The organism is Cupriavidus sp. HPC(L), from assembly GCF_000307735.3.
Taxonomy (GTDB): domain Bacteria; phylum Pseudomonadota; class Gammaproteobacteria; order Burkholderiales; family Burkholderiaceae; genus Cupriavidus.
In genome coordinates, this window is record NZ_AMPR02000290.1 from 21,129 (window position 1) to 28,217 (window position 7,089).

Here is a 7,089-nt window from a genome sequence, read left to right on the forward strand (position 1 = left end):
GATCAGGCCAATGGATCGGATGGGTGCCGCGAGGACTCCAGCGAAGGCTCCGACAATGACGCCGGCACGGACTCCGGCAAAAACGGCAAGACACCCTGCACAACCGGTGTCGCCGCGGTCAGCGCCACCCCCGCGCGATCCGCCTCGTGCGCCCAGCGGACCAGGCGCCGATAGTCGTCCGGCACCATTGCCGCAAAGCGCGACAGCCGCAGCGTGGCAAGCGCCTCGCCGCATTCCGGGTCGCGATGCGCGTGCAGCAATACCTCGCGCAGCCGAGCCGCGATGTCTTCGCCGATGCCGGGCGATGCGACCAGCGGCGGAATCGGCGAGGACTGCGTCACCGCCAGCGTGCGCACGGCGGCGATCCGTTCTGGCGCATGCAGCCGCAGCAAGTCGAGCACATAGCTGTCGACCACGCCGACCTCGGCGCGCCCCGCGATCACCGCGTCGATCACGTCCTGCGGTGTCGGCGTGGCGTCATCGGTCGGCAGATACAACGCGCCCTCGACCAGCCCGAACTCCATCAGATAGCGGCGCGGCGCGTTGTAGCCCGAATTCGATTCCGGCAGCATGCACGCAAGCCGCGTGCCGAAGGTCTGTGCCAGCGAGGTGCAGGGCGCATCGGCGCGCACGATGAATTCGCTGAAATAGCGCGGCATGCCGCCGTAGCGCGGCAGATCGGGCACCGGCGCGGCCAGCAGCCGGTAGCGCAGCGGCGACGCCGCAAACGGATAGCCGCACATCAGCACGCAGGCGCAATCGTCACGCTCCCACAGCGCGCGGATCGGCGCCGGCGCGTCATGCTCGACATAGTCCAGTGCCACGCCGGCGCGCTGCGCCACGCGCATCAGCAGCGTCCGCCAAGCGCTGGCTGCCTGCGGCGACACCGAATACATCCTGGCATTGGCGATCATGCGTAGACCAGCCTTTGGCCGATGCCCATGCGCTGCGCCTTCTGCATGATCGCGTGGCCGAGCGCGATATCGCTGAGCGACAGGCCGCGATGCCAGAACAGATTGGTTTCGTCGTCGCTCTGCCGCCCCGGCTTGCGGCCGGCCACGATCTCGCCGAGCTCGGCATGCAGGGTCTGCTCCGACAGCTTGCCGGCCTCGACATGGGCGCGCAGCGAGCCGAACATGCCGCCCTTGCATTGGCTCCAGTCGTCGACCACCAGCTTGTCCATGATGTCGGTCAGCGACAGCTCGACCGCGCTCATCGTGCCGTAGGGCACGACAAAGGCGCCGCGCGAGATCCATTCGGTCTTCAGCAGCGGCGTCGGCCGCTCGAGCCGCGATGCCTCGACGACGATATCGGCGCCGCGCACGCAGGACTCCCAGTCCTCGGTCACGATGATCGCCTTGCCGAGGTCGCGCTCGAGCTTCGCGGCGAACGCATTGCGGCTTTCGGGGCGGCGCGAGTGCACGCGGATCTCGTCGAAGTCGAACAGGCTGTCGAGCAGCCGGATATTCCAGTAGGACGTGCCGCGCGCACCGATATGGCCGAGCACCTTGCTGTTGCGTCGTGCCAGATGCCGCGCGCCAAGCGCGGTCAACGCACCGGTGCGGGCATCGGTGATGAAGGTTGCGTCGATCACGGCGACCGGCATGCCGGTGCGTGGATCGAACAGGTTCAGCAGCGCCATTTCCGATGGCAGGCCCTGCTTGTAGTTGTCGACGAAGTCGCCGACGATCTTGACGCCCGCCAGCCCGAGCGGCGCGACATAACCGCGCAGCACGTTGAAGTGCCCGTTGAAGGCGGGATCCGGAATCAGATGCATGCGCGGCTCGATCACGGTCTGCCCATTGCCCTGCGCCACCAGCCCCTGCTCGACCGCGGCAAGAATCTCCGCGTCGGTCATCGCCAGCCGGGCGATGTCCTTGCCGTTGAGGTAGGTCAGATGGATGTCGCTCATACCGTCTCCGATGTCGTGGAACCGTGAAATCGTCGAAGTCAGTGTAGGGAGCGCGGCCATGACTGTCATATGCTTATATATCGGTGACGCTTAACATCGTGTTATGTGATGAAAATCAATCTGCGCCAGATCGAAGTGTTCCGCGCGGTGATGCTGACAGGTTCCATCAGCGCGGCCGCCAAGCTGTTGTACGTCTCGCAGCCGGCGATCAGCCGCCTGCTGTCGCATACCGAGCAGCGCCTGGGCTTCGCGCTGTTTCGGCGCACCAAGGGCAGGCTGTATCCGACGCCGGAGGCGCGCCGCATGCTGGCCGAGGTCAACGCGGTCTATGACGGCATCGAGCGCGTCAACGAGATCGCCGAGGACCTGGCGGCAAACCGCACCGGCAGCCTGCGCGTGTCGTGCAGCCCCAATCTGGGGCAGACGGTGCTGCCCCGTGCGATTGCGCGCTTCCGTCTGGCGCATCCCGAAGTCCGCATCGTGGTGCGCACGCAGATTCCCGCCAATATGTTGCGCGCGCTGCTGTCGGGGCAGGCCGAGCTCGGCGTGTCGACGATGCCGCTGACGCATCCGAACCTGGAGGCGCGCGTGCTGGCGCGCAATCCGATCGTCGCGCTGGTGCCCGAGGGCCATCGCCTCGCCGGCCGCAGTGCGGTACGGCCCGCCGATCTGGCCGGCGAGCCGCTGATCGGCTACGGCGACGATGTCCCGTTCGGGCTGCTGATCCGGGAGATGTTCGGCGGCGAGGCCGATCAACCGGACTTCAGCGTGCAGGTGGAACAGGCGCACGTCGCCCGTGCGCTGGCGCAGGCCGGGGCCGGCATCGCGCTGGTCGATGCGATGACGGTGTTCGGCCAGAGCTGGCCCGATATCGTCGCGGTGCCGGTCAGGACGCGCGTCACCGCGTCCGCGCAGATCTTCCATGTCGAGACCGAGCCGCTGTCGCGGCTGGCGCTGGACTTCGTCGACACGCTGGTGGCGATGATGAAGCGATAAAGATCACGGCGCGTACGGCCGCGCACCCCGGCTGGGCCTTCCGCTAATGCACGATGCCGCCCTTGACGAAGCGCACCGGCTCGGCGTCCATCCGCAACAGCAGCGCGGTCAGGCCATCGGGCGCCGGCTTTTCGGTCGTCGCGCTCGTCGTCGGCTTCGCCCCCTGCCCCGACTCGCACAGCAGATCGGCATCGGACCAGCCCTTCTGCTGCGGCGTACCCCGCGCGCGCAGCCAGCCATCGCGATCGGCCAGCAGCTCGGTGCCGCCGAGGCGCTCCGGCGCGACGCCGGCGAGCCGCGCGACGGTATCCCAGGCCTGCGGCGACACCGCCGCGCAATCGCTGCGGAACTGCGGCACAAAAGCGGGGGGCTTGCCGTCGGGCGTCACGAGCAAGGTCAGGAAGCGCGGGTCCTCGAGCGGGATGCGGTCGGACGAGCCATCGAAGGCCACCAGCCTCAGCCGCTGGCCGTCGCGCCACTGCGCCAGCCGGCGCGGCGCGCCGGCTCCGCAGCGGATCGCCATGTCGGGAAGCGCCACGGCCATCGGCCAGCTGCCGGCCGACTTCGCGCCCTCGCCCGCGGCCAGCGCCTTGGCATAGTCGAGCACCGCCCAGATCTCGCCGTCGCTCAATACCCCGGCGAATGCGGGCATGACAGGGCCGCCATGGTCATCACGCATGCCATCGGCGATACGCCAGAACAGCTCGCCATCGGCGCGGCGCCCCAGCAAGGGCCCGACCAGCGTCGGCGGCCAGCGCGGCAACGTCGCCGCCAGTGGCCCTTCGCCACGGCCATCGTCGCCGTGGCAGGCGGCGCAATGCTGTCCGTAGATTCGTGCACCGAGGGCAATCGCTTCCACCGAAAATCCGGTCGGACTCGCATGAAAGCTGGTCGGCGCGGCCGGCACGAACAACAGCGCCGGCGCAGGCCTGGGAGCCAGCAGCAGGCCGGCGGCGGCGATCGCCAGCAGCATCGCCCGGCGGCGCCGCCATGGCAGCGCCAGCAGCATCGCCATCAGCGACAGCGCGACGGCGATGCCGGTCCAGGCCAGTTGCCTTGCCACGCCGAGATCGATCAGCAAGGTTTCGCCGGCGATCCGATGGCTCCATGGCCAGGCCGGTTGTCCGTGCACATCGCCGGTCAGACCCAGCCAGTGCCATAGCCGCAGCAAGCCGAACTGCGCCTGCTCGACGATGGCCAACAGCGTATCGAGCCAGGCCGGCAACACCACGCCATTCATCGCACCGCTCGCGCCACGGCGTCTCCAGACGCCGCTCCCAACGCCGCTGCCAACGCCGCTGCCAACGTGTCGGCCATCACCAGCTCGCGTCCAGGCCCAGATGGGTCAGCGCCTCGTGGCGCATCTCGGTCAGCCTGGGATCGCCGCGATGGCGGGGATACGGCAGATCGACGTCGATCTCCGCGCGGATGCGGGCCGGCCGATCGCTGAACACGATCACGCGCTGCGCGAGGAACAGCGCCTCCTCCACATCGTGCGTGACCAGCAGGGCCGAGAACCCGGCGCGCTGCCACAGCGCGACCAGTTCGCTCTGCATCGCCAGCCGCGTCAGCGAATCGAGCTTGCCGAGCGGCTCATCGAGGACCAGCAGGCGCGGATCGTTGACCAGCGCGCGCGCGAGCGCCACACGCTGCGCCATGCCGCCGGACAGCTGATGCGGAAAGGCACGCGCGAAGTCCTTCAGGCCCACCCGTTCGAGCGCCGCGTCGACCCGTTGATGCTCGCGGCCCAGCAGCCCGCGTGCCTGCAGGCCGAGCGCCACGTTGTCCCAGACGCGCCGCCACGGAAACAGTGTCGGGTCCTGGAACACGACGATGCGCGACGGGTCCGGGTCCGTGATCGTCGCGCCGTCCTGCAGGATCTGCCCTTCCACCGGCGCGTCGAGGCCCGCCACCAGCCGCAGCAACGTCGACTTGCCGCAGCCGCTGGGACCCAGCAGCGCGACAAATTCCCCCGGCTCGACGTTCAGGTTCACGTGGTCCAGTACCTGCAGCCGCGTCTCGCCTTCTCCGAACCAATGGCTGACCTGCCGTACCTCGATGCCAGCTCCGGCGCCCTCGCCTTCGATGCCCCCACCCGTTCCGTTGTTTTGTTGTTGATGCGAGCCGGCCAGTCCCCGCGCCACCGTCGCCCCTGCCTTTTCCGCAATCGCCGCGCTCACCATTTGACGGTTCCCTTCTGCCACGACAGCGCCCGGTCGCGCAGCGCAAACAACAACGTGATGACGCCGGAGAACAGCAGCGCCATCACGATCAGCGCCGCGTACATGTTCACGTACGAGGCCCAGCCCTGCGCCCACGTCAGATACCAGCCAAGTCCCGACTTGACGCCCATCATCTCGGCGGTGACCAGCACCGAGAACGACGCGCCCAGCCCCATGAACAGGCCGACGAACACCTGCGGCAGGGCCGCCGGAATCGCGACGCGCAGCACCAGGAACCAGCCCGACGCGCCCATCGTCCGCGCCACGTCGTAGTAGCGCTTGTCGACGCTGGCGACGCCGGACCACGTCAGCACCGCGACCGGGAATGCCGTGGCCAGCGCGATCAGGAACACCGCGGCCGAATAGCTCGACGGGAAGAAGTAGAAGGTCAGCGGCAGCAGCGCGGTCGATGGCAAGGGGCCGAGCACGCGCAGCACCGGATGCACCCAATAGCCGATCCGGCGCGACCAGCCGATCGACACGCCGATCAGGAAGCCGACGACCGCGCCGTGCGCAACGCCGAAGCCGAGCAGCTTCAGCGTGTTCAACGCGCTGTCGCCGAGCCGGCGCCAATCATCGAGATAGACCTCGATCAGCGCCTGCGGCGGCGCGAAGAACGGCGTCGGCAGTGTTCCGGTCTTGGCGGTCAGATATTCCCAGGCGGCCAGCACCAGCGGCACGGCCGCCAGCCACGGCCCGGCGGCGCGAAGTGCCCCCCAGGCGCGATGCCGGGCCCACAAGCGCGGACCGACCGCGGCGGATAGCGCGAGCGCTGCGGCCACGACCAGTGCGGCGACGCCCAGCTCGGCGGTATAGGCCCAGTCGCTGAACCCGGCGACCACGTTGGGCCAGCGCCAGGTCAGCAGGCCGAAGCCAGCCCATGCCAGCGCGGCAACGTAGCCGACCGGCCATGGCCTGGACACGCCCGCCCCCGCGCTCCGGCGCTTGGTCCGGCCGGCGTCGCGCGCCGCCTCGAACGCAGCTTGATGCGTACTCATGATTTATCCCAGGACATTGGCGTAGACATGCTGCGCCAGGCGTTGCGGATCGGTGGTCTTCTTGATCACGCCGATCTTGCGGAAATCCTCGGCATAGAAGGCGATTTCATCGCGCAGATCGACGCCGGTCGGATGATGGGTATAGGTCAGCGTCGCGTAGAGCTTGCGCAGATCGTCCAGCGAGATCTTCGGCGAGTACCTGGCGAACACCTTGGCCGCCTCGTTCGGGTTCTCGTGCACGAAGTCGGTCGCCTGCACGATCGCGCGCGCCAGCGCGGACGCCGTGGGCCGATCGTTGCGGACCAGTTCGCCGCGCGCGCCGACCACGCAGCAGACCTTGCGCGCGTACTCGCCGCTCAGATTGGTCGCCAGTTCGACGTAGGCGCCATGGGTGCGCTTCTCCAGCAGATAGAGATTCGGGTCGCCGTCGGCGATCGCCTGGATCTCGCCCTTGTCGACCGCGACGCCGAGCAGGTCGGCCGGATACTGGCGCCAGGTCACGTCCTTGTCCGGGTCGATGCCGTTCTTGGCCAGCAGGATCGTGAAGAAGTGCTTGCCCGGCGCGGCGAGATCGCTGACGCCGACCGTCTTGCCCTTCAGCGCCCGCAGGCTGGTGACGCCGGCCGCCTTCGAGCCGACCAGCCGCACGCAGCCGCCATGCGAGCTGCCGATGATCTTGACGTCGAAGCCCGCCTCCAGCGGCTTGAGCCAGCGGTGGATCATGCCGACCGCGGCATCGGCCTTGCCGGTGGCGATCGATTCGAGCAGCTGGTCGGTGGAGCCGCTGTAGTTGATCAGATCGACCTGCAGGCCGTTCTTCTCGAAGAAGCCCTTCTCCTGCGCGACCACGATCGGCGTCAGGCAGAACGAATTCTGGTTCCAGGCGAAGGTCAGCTTGCGCGGCGCGGACCAGGCGCGCCGGCCGAGTATCAGCGCCGGGGCGGCGATGGCCGCGGCGCCG

General features: G+C 68.6%; 7 protein-coding genes. 1 reads left to right on the forward strand and 6 read right to left on the reverse strand.

Annotated features, from left to right (window positions below):
- Positions 1 to 2: 2 nt before the first annotated feature.
- A complete protein-coding gene (locus B551_RS15865; protein ID WP_006576568.1) occupies positions 3 to 914 on the reverse strand; it encodes a phosphate/phosphite/phosphonate ABC transporter substrate-binding protein in 912 nt (303 codons plus the stop codon).
- Positions 911 to 1,912 (reverse strand): ornithine cyclodeaminase family protein, encoded by a 1,002-nt coding sequence (locus B551_RS15870; protein WP_006576569.1) that lies wholly within the window; start codon positions 1,910 to 1,912, stop codon positions 911 to 913. The genes B551_RS15865 and B551_RS15870 overlap by 4 nt, the downstream gene beginning before the upstream one ends.
- A 108-nt stretch (positions 1,913 to 2,020) precedes the next feature.
- On the opposite strand from B551_RS15870, the gene B551_RS15875 reads away from it, so the two are divergent.
- Positions 2,021 to 2,908: a LysR family transcriptional regulator gene (locus B551_RS15875; RefSeq protein ID WP_006576570.1), complete on the forward strand. Its 888-nt coding sequence runs from the start codon at positions 2,021 to 2,023 to the stop codon at positions 2,906 to 2,908.
- A 43-nt stretch (positions 2,909 to 2,951) separates the two neighbouring features.
- Here B551_RS15875 and B551_RS15880 read toward each other — a convergent pair whose 3' ends face one another.
- From B551_RS15880 to B551_RS15895, 4 genes are all read right to left on the reverse strand, one after another.
- Positions 2,952 to 4,148 carry a cytochrome c gene (locus B551_RS15880; RefSeq protein WP_006576571.1) on the reverse strand — a complete coding sequence of 399 codons (1,197 nt, stop codon included), beginning with the start codon at positions 4,146 to 4,148 and terminating at the stop codon, positions 2,952 to 2,954.
- A gap of 76 nt (positions 4,149 to 4,224) precedes the next feature.
- Positions 4,225 to 5,091 (reverse strand): ABC transporter ATP-binding protein, encoded by an 867-nt coding sequence (locus B551_RS15885; RefSeq protein ID WP_006576572.1) that lies wholly within the window; start codon positions 5,089 to 5,091, stop codon positions 4,225 to 4,227.
- Positions 5,085 to 6,128: an ABC transporter permease gene (locus B551_RS15890; RefSeq protein WP_023264511.1), complete on the reverse strand. Its 1,044-nt coding sequence runs from the start codon at positions 6,126 to 6,128 to the stop codon at positions 5,085 to 5,087. The genes B551_RS15885 and B551_RS15890 overlap by 7 nt, the downstream gene beginning before the upstream one ends.
- Positions 6,129 to 6,131: 3 nt before the next feature.
- The coding region (locus B551_RS15895) for an ABC transporter substrate-binding protein (protein ID WP_023264512.1) at positions 6,132 to 7,089 on the reverse strand (958 nt) is incomplete at its 5' end.